Consider the following 18,304-nt stretch of genomic DNA (forward strand, 5'->3'; position numbering starts at 1 on the left):
TGAAGTTTGTCTGAACGCGCTAATTTACTGAAAAAGTTGATTGACGTAAGTCAGGCTTTTCCTTACATTAGCGCCCGTCCCAGCAACAATGGGATGACAATATGGTGAGGTGTCCGAGTGGCTGAAGGAGCACGCCTGGAAAGTGTGTATACGGCAACGTATCGGGGGTTCGAATCCCCCCCTCACCGCCATATTTAAAGAAGAGCTCGCATGAAAATGCGGGCTTTTTTTTCGCATGTTGCACGCCTGTGGGGGATGAGAACCCCGACCGGGGTTCGACAACTGGCGCAGCCAGTTGGACAGACTGAGAGCGCAGCGAACAGGCTGCCCGCAGGGCGAGCGCAGCGAGTCAATCCCCCCCTCACCGCCATATTCGAGATGAGAGCTCGTACGAAAGTACGGGCTTTTTTCTTTTATATTCTCCGCTGGGGGGGATGAAAACCCCCGACGGGGGTTCGACAACTGGCGCAGCCAGTACATGTCGGGTGGCGCTACGCTTATCCGACCTACGAAACCTAAAGCCAGCCTCGATCCCGTAGGCCTGATAAGCGCAGCGTCATCAGGCGTTTTGCCTTAATGCAACAGCGCGCGCTCTGGAAGCGTCGGGTGGCGCTACGCTTACCCGACCTACGAAACCCAAACCCGGCTTCACTCCTCCACCATCCGCGCATACTCCTCGGTCAAAAAATCCACCAGCGTTCTGACTGACGGCAACAGCCCGCGCCGGGAGGGATACACCGCATGGATCACTTCCCGCCGTGGCTCCCACTCTTCAAGCACCTTTATCAATGTCCCGGACGCCAGCTGCTCTTTGACCATCAAAATGGGTAACTGCACCAGCCCCACGCCCGCTATCGCCGCTTCCCGTAGCGCCAGCATATCGGTGGTCATCAGGCGCGGCTGAAAATGGATCTCCGCTTTTGCCCCCTCCGGCCCGCTTAACGCCCACTTATGAACCTGTCTCCCCTCCCCCAGACTCAGGCCGGGCCAGGCGCTGAGCTCCGATGGCATGGTCGGCACACCCAGACGCTGGATCAACTGCGGACTCGCCACCAGGCAGTGTCCTCTGTCTGCAAGCACCCGCAACACCAGATCGCTGTCATCAAACGGGCGAGGACGCACACGGATGGCGATATCAACGCCCTCCGCCACCAGATCCACCCGCCGGTTGGTCGCCTCAAGCTGGAGGTTAATTCCGGGGTAATGCGCCATAAACTTAGCCAGCATCGGCCCGACGTGGACGTGCAGCAGCGTGACCGGGCAGGTAATCCGCACCAGGCCGCGCGGTTCCGCCTGCAAGGCCGCAACCGCCTCCTCCGCTGCCTCGGCTTCTATCAGCATCGCCTTGCAGTGCTGATAGAAGGTCTGCCCCACTTCAGTAACCGTAAACTGCCGCGTTGTCCGCTGGATCAGACGTACCCCAAGCCGTGCCTCCAGCTGGGCAATCCGTCGGCTGAGTCGGGATTTTGGCAGGTCGAGCGCCCGTCCGGCCGCCGCGAAACCGCCGTGCTCCACCACTTTGACAAACTACGCGAAATCATTGAGATCCTGCATAACGTCCTCATCGTTCCATAAATGGAACAGTGCATGTCATTTTCACTATCTACCGGGATATTAACCCTGAATATAAGCTAATTACATCAACAGAACATCAGGAGAAAACGATGAAAAACGTAACAGGCATTTATACCGCACCCCGGCCGCACTGGGTTGGCGACGGTTTCCCGGTGCGTTCAATGTTTTCATACCAGACCCACGGGGAGCCACTGAGCCCGTTTTTACTGCTGGATTACGCCGGGCCTTATTCCTTCCCGGCGGATGGTGCGAAACGCGGCGTGGGGCAGCATCCCCACCGCGGTTTTGAAACGGTGACCATCGTCTATTCCGGCGAAGTTGAGCACCGCGACTCAACCGGTAAAGGCGGCGTGATTGGCCCGGGCGACGTGCAGTGGATGACCGCAGGCGCCGGCATCCTGCATGAGGAGTTCCACTCCAGCGCCTTTGCGCAAAACGGAGGGGAGCTAAAAATGTTGCAGCTGTGGGTCAACCTGCCTGCGAAGGACAAGATGGCGGCACCGGGCTATCAGAGCATCACAAAACGTCAGATCCCGGTGGTGACGCTGCCTGACAACGCCGGCTCGCTACGGGTGATCGCCGGACGCTACGAGGAGACTACCGGTCTGGCGCACACCTACTCGCCGCTGAACGTCTGGGACATCGCCCTGCATCAGGGCAGCCACCTTACGCTCAGCCAACCCGAGGGCTGGAGTACCGCGCTGGTAGTGCTTGAAGGCAGCGTGACGGTAAACGGCACCGAGCAGGCGGGTGAAGCCCAACTGGTGGTGCTGAGCCAGCAAGGGGAGAAGCTGCATCTGGAAGCCAGCAGCGACGCCAAAGTGCTGCTGATGGCCGGTGAGCCGCTGAATGAGCCGATTGTGGGCTATGGTCCATTTGTGATGAACAGTAAAACCGAAATCGCCGAAGCAGTCCGCGATTTCAACTCCGGCCGCTTCGGCCAGATCTGAATGTAATAAAGGAGAGAATCATGTCTACCCCTGCTAACTTTAATGGCGCCCGTCCGACTATTGATGTGAATGATGCGGTGATGTTGCTTATCGATCACCAGAGCGGCCTGTTCCAGACCGTGGGTGATATGCCGATGCCGGAGCTGCGTGCCCGCGCCGCGGCGCTGGCAAAAATCGCTACTCTTGCGAATATCCCGGTGATCACCACTGCCTCCGTACCGCAAGGGCCAAACGGGCCGTTGATCCCGGAGATCCACGCCAATGCGCCACATGCGCAGTACGTGGCGCGTAAGGGTGAGATCAACGCCTGGGATAATCCGGACTTCGTCGCTGCTGTGAAGGCGACCGGGCGCAAGACGCTGATTATCGCCGGTACCATTACCAGCGTCTGCATGGCCTTCCCGTCGATCAGCGCGGTGGCTGACGGCTATAAAGTGTTTGCGGTGATCGATGCTTCGGGCACCTACAGTAAAATGGCGCAGGAGATCACCCTGGCGCGTATCGTGCAGGCTGGCGTCGTGCCGATGGATACTGCCGCCGTCGCCTCGGAGATCCAGCGCACCTGGAATCGTGAAGATGCATCGCAGTGGGCAGAAGTCTATACCCATATCTTCCCGGCTTATCAGCTGCTGATTGAAAGCTACGGTAAAGCGCAAGAGGTGGTGAAGAACGGGGAAGCACTCGATTCACAGCGCTAATCGCCAGCTCCACGGCCTGAAAACCGTGGAGCTGCTTATTGCTTAACCGAACGCGCAGTAAAGCAGAAAATCTGCTTGACCGTTTTAGCCTGACTCCCTATAGTAGCGCCCCGTTGCCCCCGAGAGGAAAGGCAGCAAAACAATATGGTGAGGTGTCCGAGTGGCTGAAGGAGCACGCCTGGAAAGTGTGTATACGGCAACGTATCGGGGGTTCGAATCCCCCCTCACCGCCATATTTTAAGAAGAGCTCGCATGAAAATGCGGGCTTTTTTTTCGTATGTTGCACGTCTGTGGGGGATGAGAACCCCGACCGGGGTTCGACAACTGGAGACAGCCAGTTGGACAGACTGAGAGCGCAGCGAACAGGCTGCCCGCAGGGCGAGCGCAGCGAGTCAATCCCCCCCTCACCGCCATATTTAAAGAAGAGCTCGCATGAAAATGCGGGCTTTTTTTTCGCATGTTGCACGTCTGTGGGGGGATGAGAAACCCCGACCGGGGTTCGACAACTGGCGTAGCCAGTTGGACAGACTGAGAGCGCAGCCCCCTCACAACGCCATTAAAAAAGCCCGTACTTGCGTACGGGCTTTTTTCGCATCATCAACTTACCGTCCGGCCTCCCGGCAGAGAAGATGTCTGATCCGAGTTCACACCCGTTTCATCTTTACGTTCCTTAACCCAGTGATCGGCATTTTTAATCCCAAGCCGGATCGGGTCAAATTGTGGATCGATACCTTGCGCTTTCTGCGCTTCATAATCTTTAAGGCTGGCAAATGCTTTTTTATGTAAAAGAACAATTGCAATAATGTTAAGCCACGCCATCAATCCGACCCCAATATCGCCCAGCCCCCATGCCAGATCCGCAGTACGCACGGTGCCATATACCGTGGAGGTTAACAGGAATATTTTCAGCAAGAACGTCAGCCATGGGCGGTTAATTTTGCGGTTGATAAAGGCAATATTTGTTTCAGCAATATAGTAGTAGGCAATAATAGTGGTGAAGGCAAAGAAGAACAGCGCAATGGCAACAAAGTAGTTACCAAAACCAGGCATCATACTTTCCATCGCGGTCTGCACATAGCCAGGACCTGCCGCCACGCCTGCGATGCCGGTGTAGATTGCCGCGCCGTCGACGCCCTGAACATTATACAAGCCGGTGATCAACAGCATAAACCCGGTAGCGGAGCAGACGAACAGCGTGTCGATATAGACTGAGAAAGCCTGAACCAGCCCCTGTTTTGCCGGATGACTGACTTCGGCTGCTGATGAAGCATGTGGCCCTGTACCCTGCGCAGCCTCGTTGGAATAAACCCCGCGCTTAACGCCCCACATGATCGCCTGCCCCAGAACGGCACCAAAGCCCGCTTCAAGGCCAAATGCACTTTTCCAGATCAGCAGAATTACGGAAGGCAGCTGTTCAATATTAATAGCGATAATAACGCAGGCCACAATAATATAACCGAGCGCCATAAAAGGAACGACCATGCTGCTAAAGCTGGCGATCCTTTTTACACCACCGAAAATAATGAAGCTTAACAGTATGGCCAATAATGCGGCGGTAACATTCGGATTAAGTCCGAAGGCAATATCCAGGCTGGCACCAATAGAGTTTGCCTGTACGCCTGGAAGCAATAAGCCGCAGGAGAAAATAGTCACTACAGCAAATAACCATGCGTACCATTTTACGCCCAGCCCTTTTTCAATATAAAAGGCAGGACCGCCACGATATTCACCGTTAATTTTCTCTTTATAAACCTGACCCAGCGTGGATTCAACAAAAGCAGAGCTGGCCCCCAAAAAGGCTACCATCCACATCCAGAACATCGCGCCAGGACCACCAAAGGTAATGGCGGTCGCTACGCCGGCGATATTCCCGGTCCCCACACGTCCTGCCAGCGTCATCGTCAGTGCCTGAAACGACGACACCCCTGCATCGGTGGCGCGCCCCTGAAACATCAGCGCGACCATATGTTTAACATGGCGTAATTGCAGGAAGCGACTACGCAGTGAGAAATAGAGGCCGACACCCAGGCATAAAAATATTAACGCCGGGCTCCAGATAACACCATTAATTGCACCAACCAGTTCGTTCATGTATGGCCCTCAGCGTGATGGTCCAGAGAAAACGGATTCCCTGGAAGTTTCTTTATAGAATTGTGTTTGGATAACTACGAAACATAGATAATAGCCGGAAAGAGACCAACTTAATATTCGCATGGCAGTAATGAATTGTGACAACATTCACGTTTAATCGATTATTTATAATTAGCCTGATCATGATTTTCATACATATTTTGTGGGTATTATGATTTAATATCACACTTCTGCATTTTTTATTAAAAAGCCCATTTGAATTAACGTTCAGACTTATAGATACAGCAAAACGTTGCATAATACCCGGCATTTTCTATACGAAATAAGTATGACATCATCATAATGTGATCTTTAAATAGACAACCCAACAGAAGTGTTTCGACAGACGCAGCTTCCCGGCATTGCGCCGGGAAGGGATTACAGAAGAAAGTAAAACGAGAAAGTTATGCCATTACCGGGAATAGACCTGCAGCGTCCGCTGGCACAACGCCGAGCGCACGCAGTCGTCTTTATTGAAACGCACAATGCCCACCATCTCATCTTCCTCAAAACGTGCCAGCGCGTCGCTCAGCCCGGACGGAACCCCCGCCGGCAGGTCGCACTGGGTGATATCGCCATTGACGATAACCGTCACGTTCTCCCCGAGGCGCGTTAAGAACATCTTCATTTGCGCAGCAGTTACGTTCTGAGCCTCGTCGAGAATCACAACTGCATTTTCAAATGTACGTCCGCGCATATAGGCGAACGGCGCAATTTCAACCTTACCGATTTCGGGACGCAGGCAGTACTGCATAAAAGAGGCCCCCAGACGCTTCACCAGCACGTCATAAACGGGCCGGAAGTAAGGGGCAAATTTCTCCGAAATATCGCCTGGCAAGAAGCCGAGATCTTCATCAGCTTGCAGTACCGGACGGGTGACAATGATTTTATCGACGTCCTTATGAATCAGCGCCTCCGCCGCTTTGGCTGCACTTATCCACGTTTTCCCGCACCCGGCTTCCCCGGTGGCGAAAATGAGCGACTTATTCTCAATAGCATTCAGGTACTGCGCCTGAGCGTCGTTGCGTGCCGCAATCGGGGTCGTATCACGGCAGTCCCGCGCCATGCCAATTGCTTCAACACCACTCATCTGCACAAGCGAGGTGACCGACTCTTCTTCACGCTGTTTATGGCTACGTGAATCCCGTCTCAGCACACGTTTTGCTTCACGACGAGCTTTGATCACTGCTTTTTGTCTTCCCATGGATAGCACCTTGAGTTGTTGGTATTCATCACTCGCACCAGAGTCGGTGCGATTAGGCGAACAAACATCTGAGGGTTGGCTTCCTTCTAAGCCATAGCTTGCTTGGTTAAATGACCCGGCCGAATCGCTATGCTCACCATTCGTCAGGTCGGAAAAATCAGGATTTGCTGTGGAGGGGGAGAATTTTTCGGTGAAGAGATCGCTGCCGGAGTGTGGGCCTCCGCGCCGTGTGCTGCGGTTGTTGCGTTTACCATGTCCAGTTGAGGACCCAACCATTCGCGATCTCCAGAGTGATTCATGTTCACTGTAAGGTTTACCGCTTTCTTAATCTAAGTACATCAGGATTTAGCATGAATGCAACATTATTTTTACCTGAGTGCAACTTTTAAGATTCGCCTGACATCGATACTTAGTCTGCTATGGGGATATTACAGAATTATAACAAAGGGATAGCGGGACGTGAAAAAATGGTCCCGCTTAAGGGGTAAACGGGACGGTATTCAGGCTTCGAGCAGCCCCTGGGCAAGCCAGCCGTTTTTATCCTGTACGCCAGGCAGCGCAAAGAAGTAGCCTCCGCCGATGGGTTTGACGTACTCCTCCAGCGCCTCGCCGTTCAGGCGCTTCTGCACGGTCAAAAAGCCCTTCTCCAGATCGTGCTGGAAGCAGACAAACAGCAGCCCCATATCCAGCTGACCGGAATTGGTCACCCCCAGCGAGTAGCTGTAGCCCCGGCGCATCATCAGGTTTTGTTCAGTCTCCTGCGTGCGCGGGTTAGCGAGGCGGATATGGCTGTCGAGGGCGATAACATTGCCCTCCGGGTCGCTGGCGTAATCCGGCACGTCGTGCTCGTTCTTCATGCCCAGCGGCGCACCGCTCTGCTTGTCGCGGCCAAAAATGGTCTGCTGTTCTTTCAGCGGCGTCCGGTCCCAGAACTCCACGCGGAACTGGATAATGCGTACAGCCTGATAGCTGCCGCCCACCGCCCAGGCCGGTTCGCCCTGATCGGCGGTCACCCACACCACCCGATCCATTAACGGCCCATCCTGGCTGTTGGGGTTGGCGGTGCCATCCTTAAAGCCGAGCAGGTTCACCGGGGTCTCTTTGCCTTTGCTGCGCGCGGCGTGGTCAGAGATAAACCCTTCCCGCTTCCAGCGTACGCTTAACAGATCCGGGGTGTGCTTGATGAGATCCCGCAGGGCGTGGATCACCGTGTCCTGAGTATTGGCGCAGATCTGGATCAGCAGATCGCCATGGCACAATGCCGCATCCAGGGAGTCATTCGGGAAGCGCACCATCTTCTGCAACGATTTCGGTTTCTGCGCCGCCAGACCAAAGCGGTCATCAAAAAGCGATGCCCCCAGCGACACCGTCATGGTGAGGTTATCCGGGGCGATATAGCTCCCCAGAATACCGGAATCCATCGGCGGCAGACGCGGGTTCGGTGTCTCAGGCGCCGGGCCGCCGGTAGTCAGAAAGGTAATGCGCTGGGTCAGCAGACGGAACAGACGCTCCAGCTCGCTTTTATCGCTGGCGAGCACGTCAAAGGCCACCAGCATCATTGATGCCTGCTGCGGGGTTAAGATCCCGGCCTGATGCAGGCCATGAAACGGCTGGGTCTCCATCCGCGCATCCGGGGAGAGCGTGCCCGGCGCGCTCTGCGGTTTTGCCGCAGAGCGCGCCGGGCAACCGCCTGCCAGGGCCAGGGCGCCGCCAAGCGCCCCTACCCCTTTTAACAACCGACGTCGTGAAGGTTCAGCCACGTCGTACTCGTCATGCTTGTTCATCAACTTAGTCCAGACCCAGTACGCCACGCAGCTGCGCCAGATCTTCCGCCAGGGTGGTAATCGGCCCTTTCAGGGCGTTACGGTCGGCATCGGTCAGCTTGTCGTAAGTCTCAAAGCCCTCTTTGGTGCGGTACTTCGCCAGAATGGTATTCACTTTCTTAAAGTTGGCATCCACTTTTTCCAGCAGGGCGCTGTTATCTTTTTGCAGCTGAGGACGCAGCAGGTCAACGATCTTCTGCGCGCCTTCGACGTTGGCCTGGAAGTCCCACAGGTCGGTATGGCTGTAGCGATCTTCTTCCCCGCTGATCTTGCTGGCGGCCACTTCTTCAATCAGCCCTGCCGCGCCACCCACCACTTTTGACGGCGGGAAGGCCAGCTCGCTGATGCGTTTTTGCAGCTCCAGCACGTCGCTGTTCAGCTGCTCCGCGTACTGCTCCATCCCTTTGGTGGAATTGTCGCCAAACAGCGCTTTCTCCAGGCGGTGGAAGCCGGTGAATTTCGGATCGGCGGCTTTCTGCTCGTAATCGTCTTCACGGGCATCGATGCTGCCATCGAGATCCGAGAAGAGCTCGGCAATCGGCTCGATACGCTCGTAGTGCTGACGGGTCGGCGCATAGAGGGATTTCGCTTTTTCGATATCGCCCGCTTTCACCGCGTCGGTAAAGGCTTTGGTGCCCGCGACCAGATCCGCAGTCTCTTTAGTGACGTATGCTTTATAGGCGGTAATGGCATCGCCGAGGCTCAACAGCGCGTCGCCTTTGGCGGCATCGGCGGTGGCGGCACCTTTCACGATCAGCTTGCCTTTCGGGTTGGTCAGCAGGCCGCAGGTCATGTCGTATTCGCCCGGCTCAAGGTTGGCGGTCATCTTCTGGCTAAAGCCCGGCGCGATATTTTCCCGCTCTTCCACCACCATCACCCCTTTAAGAATCTCCCACTCCAGCGCTTTCTGGCTGTGGTTCTGGATGATGAACTGGGTTTTACCGCTGTTGACCGTGATGGTCATCGGCTCACACTGTTTATCGTTGACGGTGACTTTTACCTGTGGAACATCCGCGGCCTGTGCGGCGAATGCAGAAGCGATCAGCGCTGCCACGCCAGCCTGTAATGCACTGCGACGAAAGTGGATTGCCATGACTTTTCCCTTAACCTTTTAGAGTATGTTGTAACTACAATGAGCACTTCAGGGCGCAGTACGCGACGGCTGAGCGCTGGGGCGCGATGGCATAAAGAACAGCGCCAGCGCCGGAATAAGATAGATAAAGTACACCGCCACTTCGCTGACGCTCGGCGTCTCCTGATAGCCAAAGATCCCTTCCAGCAGGGTGCCGGTCAGCGAATGGGTAGAGAGGACGTTACTGAGATCGAACGCCACCTCCTGGAAGTGGTTCCACAGGCCCGCCTCATGGAAGGCGCGGATCGCCCCCGCCGCCAGCCCGGCGGCCACCAGCAGAATAAACAGGCTGGTCCATTTGAAGAAGGCGCCCAGATTGAGACGAATGCCGCCCCAGTAGAGCAGGAAGCCGAGCACCACCGCAGTCGCCAGGCCCAGCACCGCGCCCAGCGGCGGCCAGATCCCGACATCCTGCTGGAAGGCGGCCAGCAGGAAGAAGACCGACTCCAGCCCTTCACGCGCCACGGCGAAAAAGACCATCATGATCAGTGCCCAGCCATGGCTCTTGCCCTTCGCCAGGGCACTGTCCACCGCCTGCTCCAGCTGGACTTTGACGTTACGGGATACCTTACGCATCCAGAAGACCATCCAGGTGAGGATCACCACCGCAATCAGGGCCACGATCCCTTCAAACAGCTCCTGCTCTTTTTGCGGGAATTCACCGGTGGTTTCGTTGATGGCAATGCCCAGCCCCAGGCAGAGGGCGGCAGCAAGGAAGACACCAATCCACATCACGCCGATCCAGCGGCCCCGCTGGGTGCGTTTCAGATAGCTGGCGATAAGACTGACAATTAAGGCTGCTTCGAGCCCTTCACGTAACATAATGAGGAATGGAACAAACATGCGACACCTTAAATGTTTTTCGCCGTCAACTCATGCAAAGAAAGGTAAATTCTTGTGATAGTGATTATCATTACGGCAATAAGAAATACAAGCGAAATATGCTGCATTTTGATGACAGGATGTAAACCCGTACCGGGAAAATAATCACATAAGTGACTAAAAGATGAATAAGTTATAACGTAAATGCCCATTTACGCTCACAGCAGGCTGTGGCTAAATATGCGCCTCATTAATCTGCTGAAAATCAACTATGTATCAATTCCTGCACTTCTTGCTGGCGCTGGTGGTTATCCTTGCGCTGGCCTGGCTGGTGAGCTTCGACCGCCGCAACGTCCGTATTCGCTACGTCATTCAACTCATTGTCATTGAGATTGCGCTGGCGTTCTTTTTCCTCCATGCCGAAAGCGGTCTGTTCGTTATTCAGTACGTCTCGGGCTTCTTTGAATCGTTACTGAAATATGCCGCCGAAGGGACCAACTTTGTCTTTGGCGGGATGGGAGAAAAAGGGCTGGCGTTTATTTTCCTTGGGGTGTTGTGTCCGATTATCTTTATTTCCGCACTGATCGGCATTCTGCAGCACTGGCGCATTCTGCCGGTAATTATTCGCGTTGTCGGCACCCTGCTGTCGAAAGTGAACGGCATGGGCAAGCTGGAGTCGTTTAACGCCATCAGCTCTCTGACGCTCGGCCAGTCGGAAAACTTCATTGCTTACAAAGGGGTGCTGGGAGATCTCTCCTCGCGTCGTCTGTTCACCATGGCGGCTACCGCGATGTCCACCGTGTCGCTCTCCATCGTCGGCGCCTATATGACGATGCTGGAGGCGAAATATGTGGTCGCGGCGCTGATCCTGAATATGTTCAGCACCTTTATCATCCTCACGGTGATTAACCCGACCCGCCCGGAAGCGGAGCCGGAAATTAAGCTGGAGAAGATGCATGAGTCCCAGAGTTTCTTTGAGATGCTGGGGGAATATATTCTGGCTGGCTTCAAAGTCGCGATGATTATTCTGGCGATGCTGATTGGCTTTATTGCCCTGATCAGCGCCGTCAACGCCCTCTTCTCCAGTCTGTTTGGTTTGAGCTTCCAGCAGATTCTGGGCTATGTCTTCTATCCCCTGGCCTGGCTGGTGGGGATCCCGCTGAGCGATGCCCTGCATGCGGGCGGCATTATGGCGACCAAGCTGGTAGCGAACGAGTTCGTGGCGATGATCGAGCTGCAAAAGATTGCCGCGCAGATGACCCCGCGCGGGCTGGGCATTCTGTCGGTGTTCCTGGTCTCCTTCGCTAACTTTGCCTCTATTGGCATTGTTGCCGGGGCGATTAAGGGGCTGAATGAGAAGCAGGGCAACGTGGTGTCACGCTTCGGTCTGCGCCTGGTGTACGGCGCGACGCTGGTGAGCCTGTTGTCGGCGAGCTTTGCGGGATTAGTGTTGTAGTTTGTTGCCCGGCGGCGCTGCGTTTGCATGGACCTACAGGATAAGTAGGCCGGGTAAGCGCCAGCGCCACCCGGCAAACAGGCCGCACCCGGTCTTATCAGAACTGCACGCACACCGGCTGGTCAACGCGCATCACCGACTCCTGGGCGAAGCGCGTTTTATAGATCCCGCGCAGCGCCTCGATATTGCTCTCGCTTTGCGCATCTTTGCCGTGGATCAGCATCAACGCCTTGCTTGACTCACGCGCCACTTTTCCGTCGTTACCCAGCCACTGCCCGCGGGCATCAAATACCGTTAAGCCATCACGAAAACGTGGCGTCACGTCCTGATCCACAAACTGCTGCCACTCCTGGCCGGTGATCGCCTCCCCTGCCGGACGGTTCAGGCCGAAATAGAGGGTGGTTTGCTGCATCTGGTTATCGGCTTTACAGGTGTTGTCCGCGGTGCTGTGCGAGGGGGCATTACAGCCTGCCAGCAGTAAAAGCGCGCCCGCCATAAGTCCGTTTTTAAGTCTCATTCTTCGCTATCCTCATTGTAATTTGCCCAGCGATATCAGCGTAAATCACGGAAATTAGCAATAAAAAAAGCCGGGCAAGCCCGGCTTATAGCGTGTCTGTCACTTACTGCGCCTGCAACTTCGTCGGCGCGGTGGTGTGGTACTGCGCGTCGGCTTCCGCAAAGCGTTTCTGCATTGAGGTAGATGGCGCTTTACCCATCAGGCTGAAGACCACGATCCCGATGCTGCCGAAGATAAAGCCCGGAATGATTTCATACAGGCCCAGCCAGGCGAACTGCTTCCAGACGATAACGGTAACCGCACCGATGATCATCCCCGCCAGGGCGCCATTACGGGTCATGCGGGACCACATCACGGAGAACAGCACCACCGGACCAAAGGCGGCACCAAAGCCCGCCCAGGCGTAGCTCACCAGACCCAGCACGCGGTTTTCCGGGTTTGACGCCAGCGCGATGGCGACCAGCGCCACCACCAGCACCATAAAGCGGCCGACCCACACCAGCTCTTTCTGGCTTGCGCCCTTACGCAGGAAGGCTTTGTAGAGATCTTCCGTGATGGCACTGGAGCAGACCAGCAGCTGGCAGCTCAGGGTGGACATCACCGCCGCCAGAATAGCGGAGAGCAGAATCCCGGCGATCCACGGGTTAAACAGCACCTGCGCCAGCTCGATAAACACGCGCTCGGCGTTCTGGTTTACTGCACCTGCCAGCGACGGGTTGTTGTTGAAGTAGGCGATACCGAAGAAGCCCACCGCACAGGCACCGCCCAGGCAGAGGATCATCCACGCCATACTGATACGACGGGCATGGACGATGGTGTGGTGCGAATCCGCCGCCATAAAGCGCGCCAGGATGTGCGGCTGGCCGAAGTAACCCAGCCCCCAGCCCATCAGCGACACGATGGCAACAAAGTTCAGCCCTTTCAGCATATCGACGTTTTCGATGCTCTTCTGCTGGATCACCGCCAGGGAATCACCCAGGCCGCCCACCGACAGGATCACAATTACCGGGGTCAGGATCAGGGCAAAAATCATCAGGCTGGCCTGCACGGTGTCGGTCCAGCTGACCGCCAGGAACCCGCCCACGAAGGTGTAGAGGATGGTCGCCGCCGCGCCCGCCCACAGTGCGGTTTCATAGCTCATGCCGAAGGTGCTTTCGAACAGACGCGCGCCTGCCACGATGCCGGAGGCACAGTAGATGGTGAAGAACAGCAGAATAACCAACGCGGAGATAATACGCAGGATGCGGCTGTTATCTTCGAAACGGCCGGTGAAGTAGTCCGGCAGGGTGAGGGCGTTGTTGTTAGCTTCGGTGTGCACACGCAGACGCCCGGCCACCAGCTTCCAGTTAATCCATGCCCCCAGCGTCAGACCGATGGCGATCCAGCTTTCTGAAATACCGGAGATAAAGATGGCGCCCGGCAGGCCCATCAGCAGCCAGCCGCTCATATCTGACGCGCCCGCAGAGAGCGCCGTCACGAACGGCCCAAGGCTTCGCCCGCCGAGGATGTAGTCGTCAAAGTTCTTGGTAGAACGCCATGCAAGGAACCCTATCAGGATCATGCCAAAAATATAGATAAGAAATGTCACCAGCATCGGTGTGCTAATTGCCATTTAAATACTCCGCAAAGATGTTCGACAGCCTTTTTGACCGTCTTTATTACACCCCCGGAACGAGAGGGTGATGATGTGTGTTTCTGTTGGCCGCGCGTATCCTGCCGTATGCGCCTCCATGACACAAACGATTTAACACTGCATTTACATGAATTTCATCCCCGGTTTCACACCAGTTTCCTGGAGGTTGCACTCGCTCACGTTTTTTGAGGTTGCACCTACAAAAAGTGTTAAGCGCCGCATGAAAACAGGGTTGATCGCTAAATTCCACAATTTTTTTACGGTTAACCATCACGTAACATTCCATTCATTTTCCAGCTTGCAAACCGGGTCACATTTAACGTGGTTGCACAAAGTTGCAACATAGTGGATATTTCACGTTAACTACACTAGCGCTACTGAATCACAGGAGTTTTTGGCATGGGCATGACCACCATGGGGGTTAAGCTGGATGATGCGACCCGCGAACGGATTAAATCGGCTGCGACCCGAATTGACCGCACGCCACACTGGTTAATCAAGCAGGCGATCTTTAACTATCTGGAAAAACTGGAGAGCAATGACGATCTGCCAGAACTGCCTGCCCTGCTGGCCGGTGCCGCCAACGAGAGCGACGAACAGGCCGAGGCGGTCGAAGAGGTCCACCAGCCGTTCCTTGAGTTTGCCGAGCAGATCCTGCCCCAGTCGGTGAGCCGTGCGGCCATTACCGCCGCCTACCGTCGCGCCGAGACCGATGCCGTGCCGATGCTGCTGGAACAGGCGCGTCTGCCGGAGCCAGTCGCCTCCCAGGCGCACAGCCTGGCGTATCAGCTTGCCGAAAAACTGCGTAACCAGAAAACAGCCTCCGGCCGCGCCGGCATGGTGCAGAGCCTGCTGCAGGAGTTCTCCCTCTCCTCTCAGGAGGGCGTGGCGTTAATGTGTCTGGCGGAAGCGCTGCTGCGTATCCCGGACAAAGCGACCCGCGACGCGCTGATCCGCGACAAGATCAGCAACGGTAACTGGCATTCGCACATTGGCCGCAGCCCGTCGCTGTTCGTTAACGCCGCCACCTGGGGCCTGCTGTTCACTGGCCGTCTGGTCTCCACCCACAACGAAGCGAGCCTCTCCCGCTCCCTGAACCGCATTATCGGCAAGAGCGGTGAACCGCTGATCCGGAAAGGCGTGGACATGGCGATGCGCCTGATGGGTGAGCAGTTCGTCACCGGCGAAACCATCGCCGAAGCGCTGGCTAACGCCCGCAAGCTGGAAGATAAAGGCTTCCGCTACTCCTATGACATGCTGGGCGAAGCGGCGCTGACCGCCGCCGACGCGCAGGCCTATCTGGTCTCGTACCAGCAGGCGATCCACGCCATCGGTAAAGCCTCCAACGGTCGCGGCATTTATGAAGGCCCGGGGATCTCCATCAAGCTCTCCGCCCTGCACCCGCGCTACAGCCGCGCCCAGTACGACCGGGTGATGGAAGAGCTCTATCCGCGCCTGAAGTCCCTGACCCTGCTGGCGCGCCAGTATGACATCGGCATCAACATCGACGCCGAAGAGGCCGACCGCCTGGAGATCTCCCTCGATCTGCTGGAAAAACTCTGCTTCGAGCCGGAGCTGGCGGGCTGGAACGGGATTGGCTTTGTCATTCAGGCCTACCAGAAACGCTGCCCGTTCGTCATTGATTACCTGATTGATCTCGCCACCCGCAGCCGTCGCCGCCTGATGATCCGTCTGGTGAAGGGCGCCTACTGGGACAGCGAGATCAAACGCGCGCAGATGGAAGGTCTGGAGGGTTATCCGGTCTATACCCGCAAGGTCTACACCGACGTCTCCTACCTCGCCTGCGCCAAAAAGCTGCTCGGCGTGCCGAACCTGATCTATCCGCAGTTCGCCACCCACAACGCCCACACCCTGGCGGCCATCTATCAGTTGGCCGGTCAGAACTACTATCCGGGCCAGTACGAGTTCCAGTGCCTACACGGCATGGGTGAACCGCTATACGAGCAGGTCACCGGTAAAGTGTCCGAGGGTAAACTGAATCGTCCGTGCCGTATCTACGCCCCGGTCGGTACTCACGAAACCCTGCTGGCGTACCTGGTGCGTCGTCTGCTGGAGAACGGGGCCAACACCTCCTTCGTTAACCGCATCGCCGATGCCACCCTGCCGCTGGATGAGCTGGTGGCCGACCCGGTACAGGCGGTGGAGAAGCTGGCCGCCCAGGAGGGTCAGATTGGTCTGCCCCATCCGAAGATTGCCCTGCCGCGCGAGCTGTACGGCAATGGCCGCATCAACTCCGCGGGCCTCGATCTGGCGAACGAACACCGTCTGGCGTCGCTCTCCTCATCACTGCTCAACAGCGCCCTGCAAAAATGGCAGGCGAAACCGATTCTTGAGCAGCCGGTCAGCAATGGCGAAATGCAGCCGGTGATCAACCCGGCCGAACCGAAAGACATTGTCGGCTTTGTCCGCGAAGCGACCGAAGAGGAAGTGGATCTGGCCCTCGACAGCGCGGTGAACAACGCGCCGATCTGGTTCGCCACCCCGCCGCAGGAGCGTGCAGCCATTCTGGAGCGCGCTGCGGTGCTGATGGAAGATCAGATGCAGCAGCTGATTGGCATTCTGGTGCGTGAAGCGGGTAAAACCTTCAGCAACGCCATCGCCGAAGTGCGCGAGGCCGTTGACTTCCTGCACTACTATGCCGGTCAGGTGCGTGACGATTTCGACAACGAAACCCACCGCCCGCTGGGCCCGGTGGTCTGTATCAGCCCGTGGAACTTCCCGCTGGCGATCTTCACCGGCCAGATTGCTGCCGCCCTTGCCGCCGGTAACAGCGTGCTGGCCAAACCGGCGGAACAGACCCCGCTGATTGCCGCTCAGGGGATCAATATCCTGCTGGAAGCGGGTGTTCCGGCGGGCGTCGTGCAGCTGCTGCCAGGCCGCGGCGAAACCGTGGGCGCGAAGCTGACCGCCGACAACCGCGTGCGCGGCGTGATGTTCACCGGCTCCACCGAAGTGGCCTCCCTGTTGCAGCGCAACATCGCCACCCGTCTGGATGCCCAGGGTCGTCCAACGCCGCTGATTGCGGAAACCGGCGGTATGAACGCGATGATCGTCGACTCCTCTGCCCTTACCGAGCAGGTAGTGGTGGACGTGGTGGCCTCGGCTTTCGACAGCGCCGGACAGCGCTGCTCTGCCCTGCGCGTGCTCTGCGTGCAGGATGAAGTGGCCGATCACACCCTGAAAATGCTGCGTGGCGCGATGGCGGAGTGCCGGATGGGCAACCCTGGCCGTCTGACCACCGACATTGGCCCGGTGATCGACGTCGAAGCGAAAGCCAACATCGAAAACCACATCCAGGCGATGCGTGCCAAAGGCCGTCCGGTCTACCAGGCGGTGCGTGAGAACAGCGAAGATGCCCGCGAGTGGACCAGCGGCACCTTTGTGGCGCCAACCCTGATTGAACTGGCGAGCTTCGATGAGCTGAAGAAAGAGGTGTTTGGCCCGGTGCTGCACGTGGTGCGCTACAACCGTAACAACCTCGACCAGTTGATCGCGCAGATTAACGCCTCCGGCTACGGTCTGACCCTGGGGGTGCATACCCGTATCGACGAAACCATCGCCCAGGTGACCGGCAGCGCCAACGTCGGCAACCTCTACGTGAACCGCAACATGGTCGGTGCCGTGGTCGGCGTGCAGCCGTTCGGCGGCGAAGGGCTGTCGGGCACTGGTCCGAAAGCCGGTGGTCCAATGTACCTGTACCGCCTGCTGGCTAACCGTCCGGCCAATGCGCTGGGCGTTACCCTGGCGCGTCAGGATGCGCAGTACGCGGTAGACACCCAGGTGAAAACGGTGCTGACCCAGCCGCTGGAAGCATTAAAAGCCTGGGCAGAAAAACGCCCTGAACTGCGCGAGCTGTGTCAGGAGTATGGCGAGCTGTCGCAGGCCGGTACCCAGCGCGTACTGCCAGGGCCAACGGGCGAGCGCAACACCTGGACACTGATGCCGCGCGAGCGTGTGCTGTGCGTGGCGGATAACGAGCAGGATGCGCTGATCCAGCTGGCGGCAGCGATGGCGACCGGGTGTGAAGTGCTGTGGCCGGAAGATAGCCTGCACCGTGACCTGGCGAAGCAGCTGCCGAAGGCGGTGACGGAACGTATTCGTTTCGCCAAAGCCGATGTGCTGACCAGCCAGCCGTTTGACGCGGTGATCTATCACGGTGACTCCGACCAGCTGCGCGAGCTGTGCGAGCAGGTTGCGGCCCGCAGCGGGGCGATTGTCTCCGTGCAAGGCTTCGCCCGGGGTGAAACCAACCTGCAGCTGGAGCGTCTGTACGTGGAGCGTTCGCTCAGCGTGAACACCGCCGCAGCAGGGGGTAACGCCAGCCTGATGACCATCGGTTAAGC

At 57.0% G+C, this 18,304-nt stretch carries 12 protein-coding genes and 2 tRNA genes; 6 read left to right on the forward strand and 8 right to left on the reverse strand.

The annotated features are described in order from the left end of the window. Positions 1-103: 103 nt before the first annotated feature. Positions 104-191, forward strand: a tRNA-Ser gene (locus DVA43_RS09410). Positions 192-648: 457 nt separating this feature from the next. Here the strand turns inward: DVA43_RS09410 and DVA43_RS09420 are convergent. After that, a complete protein-coding gene (locus DVA43_RS09420; protein ID WP_246842294.1) occupies positions 649-1,518 on the reverse strand; it encodes a LysR family transcriptional regulator in 870 nt (289 codons plus the stop codon). A 146-nt stretch (positions 1,519-1,664) separates the two neighbouring features. On the opposite strand from DVA43_RS09420, the gene DVA43_RS09425 reads away from it, so the two are divergent. The 3 genes from DVA43_RS09425 to DVA43_RS09435 all read left to right on the forward strand — a co-directional run bounded on the left by DVA43_RS09425 (position 1,665) and on the right by DVA43_RS09435 (position 3,456). After that, positions 1,665-2,525, forward strand: a complete 861-nt coding sequence (locus DVA43_RS09425) for a pirin family protein (protein ID WP_114315369.1) — start codon at positions 1,665-1,667, stop codon at positions 2,523-2,525. A 20-nt stretch (positions 2,526-2,545) separates the two neighbouring features. Beyond that, positions 2,546-3,223 carry an isochorismatase family protein gene (locus DVA43_RS09430; protein ID WP_114315370.1) on the forward strand — a complete coding sequence of 226 codons (678 nt, stop codon included), beginning with the start codon at positions 2,546-2,548 and terminating at the stop codon, positions 3,221-3,223. Positions 3,224-3,369: 146 nt separating this feature from the next. After that, positions 3,370-3,456 (forward strand) — tRNA-Ser (locus tag DVA43_RS09435). A gap of 364 nt (positions 3,457-3,820) precedes the next feature. Here DVA43_RS09435 and DVA43_RS09440 read toward each other — a convergent pair. The 5 genes from DVA43_RS09440 to efeU all read right to left on the reverse strand — a co-directional run bounded on the left by DVA43_RS09440 (position 3,821) and on the right by efeU (position 10,355). Continuing rightward, a complete protein-coding gene (locus tag DVA43_RS09440; RefSeq protein ID WP_114315371.1) occupies positions 3,821-5,314 on the reverse strand; it encodes a sodium:alanine symporter family protein in 1,494 nt (497 codons plus the stop codon). Positions 5,315-5,765: 451 nt separating this feature from the next. Further along, positions 5,766-6,557, reverse strand: a complete 792-nt coding sequence (gene phoH, locus DVA43_RS09445; RefSeq protein WP_168192048.1) for a phosphate starvation-inducible protein PhoH — start codon at positions 6,555-6,557, stop codon at positions 5,766-5,768. A 500-nt stretch (positions 6,558-7,057) separates the two neighbouring features. After that, positions 7,058-8,341, reverse strand: coding sequence for an iron uptake transporter deferrochelatase/peroxidase subunit (efeB, locus tag DVA43_RS09450; RefSeq protein ID WP_114315372.1), 1,284 nt, complete (start codon positions 8,339-8,341; stop codon positions 7,058-7,060). Positions 8,342-8,345: 4 nt separating this feature from the next. Beyond that, positions 8,346-9,473: an iron uptake system protein EfeO gene (gene efeO, locus DVA43_RS09455; protein ID WP_103823668.1), complete on the reverse strand. Its 1,128-nt coding sequence runs from the start codon at positions 9,471-9,473 to the stop codon at positions 8,346-8,348. A 48-nt stretch (positions 9,474-9,521) separates the two neighbouring features. Next, entirely contained in the window at positions 9,522-10,355 is an 834-nt protein-coding gene (efeU, locus tag DVA43_RS09460; protein WP_103179032.1) for an iron uptake transporter permease EfeU, read from the reverse strand. A 250-nt stretch (positions 10,356-10,605) separates the two neighbouring features. Here efeU and DVA43_RS09470 point away from each other — a divergent pair, with 250 nt between their 5' ends. Then, positions 10,606-11,790 (forward strand): NupC/NupG family nucleoside CNT transporter, encoded by a 1,185-nt coding sequence (locus tag DVA43_RS09470; RefSeq protein WP_114315374.1) that lies wholly within the window; start codon positions 10,606-10,608, stop codon positions 11,788-11,790. Positions 11,791-11,887: 97 nt separating this feature from the next. Here the strand turns inward: DVA43_RS09470 and DVA43_RS09475 are convergent, their stop codons facing one another. Both DVA43_RS09475 and putP read right to left on the reverse strand, forming a co-directional pair. Beyond that, on the reverse strand, positions 11,888-12,307 hold the full coding sequence (locus DVA43_RS09475; protein WP_114315375.1) for a DUF3574 domain-containing protein: 420 nt from the start codon (positions 12,305-12,307) through the stop codon (positions 11,888-11,890). 103 nt (positions 12,308-12,410) lie between these two features. Then, entirely contained in the window at positions 12,411-13,919 is a 1,509-nt protein-coding gene (putP, locus tag DVA43_RS09480; protein ID WP_103179028.1) for a sodium/proline symporter PutP, read from the reverse strand. A 420-nt stretch (positions 13,920-14,339) separates the two neighbouring features. Here putP and putA point away from each other — a divergent pair, with 420 nt between their 5' ends. Then, positions 14,340-18,302 (forward strand): trifunctional transcriptional regulator/proline dehydrogenase/L-glutamate gamma-semialdehyde dehydrogenase, encoded by a 3,963-nt coding sequence (gene putA / locus DVA43_RS09485; protein ID WP_114315376.1) that lies wholly within the window; start codon positions 14,340-14,342, stop codon positions 18,300-18,302. Positions 18,303-18,304 lie beyond the last annotated feature (2 nt).

Source organism: Leclercia sp. W6 (assembly GCF_003336345.1).
Taxonomy (GTDB): domain Bacteria; phylum Pseudomonadota; class Gammaproteobacteria; order Enterobacterales; family Enterobacteriaceae; genus Enterobacter.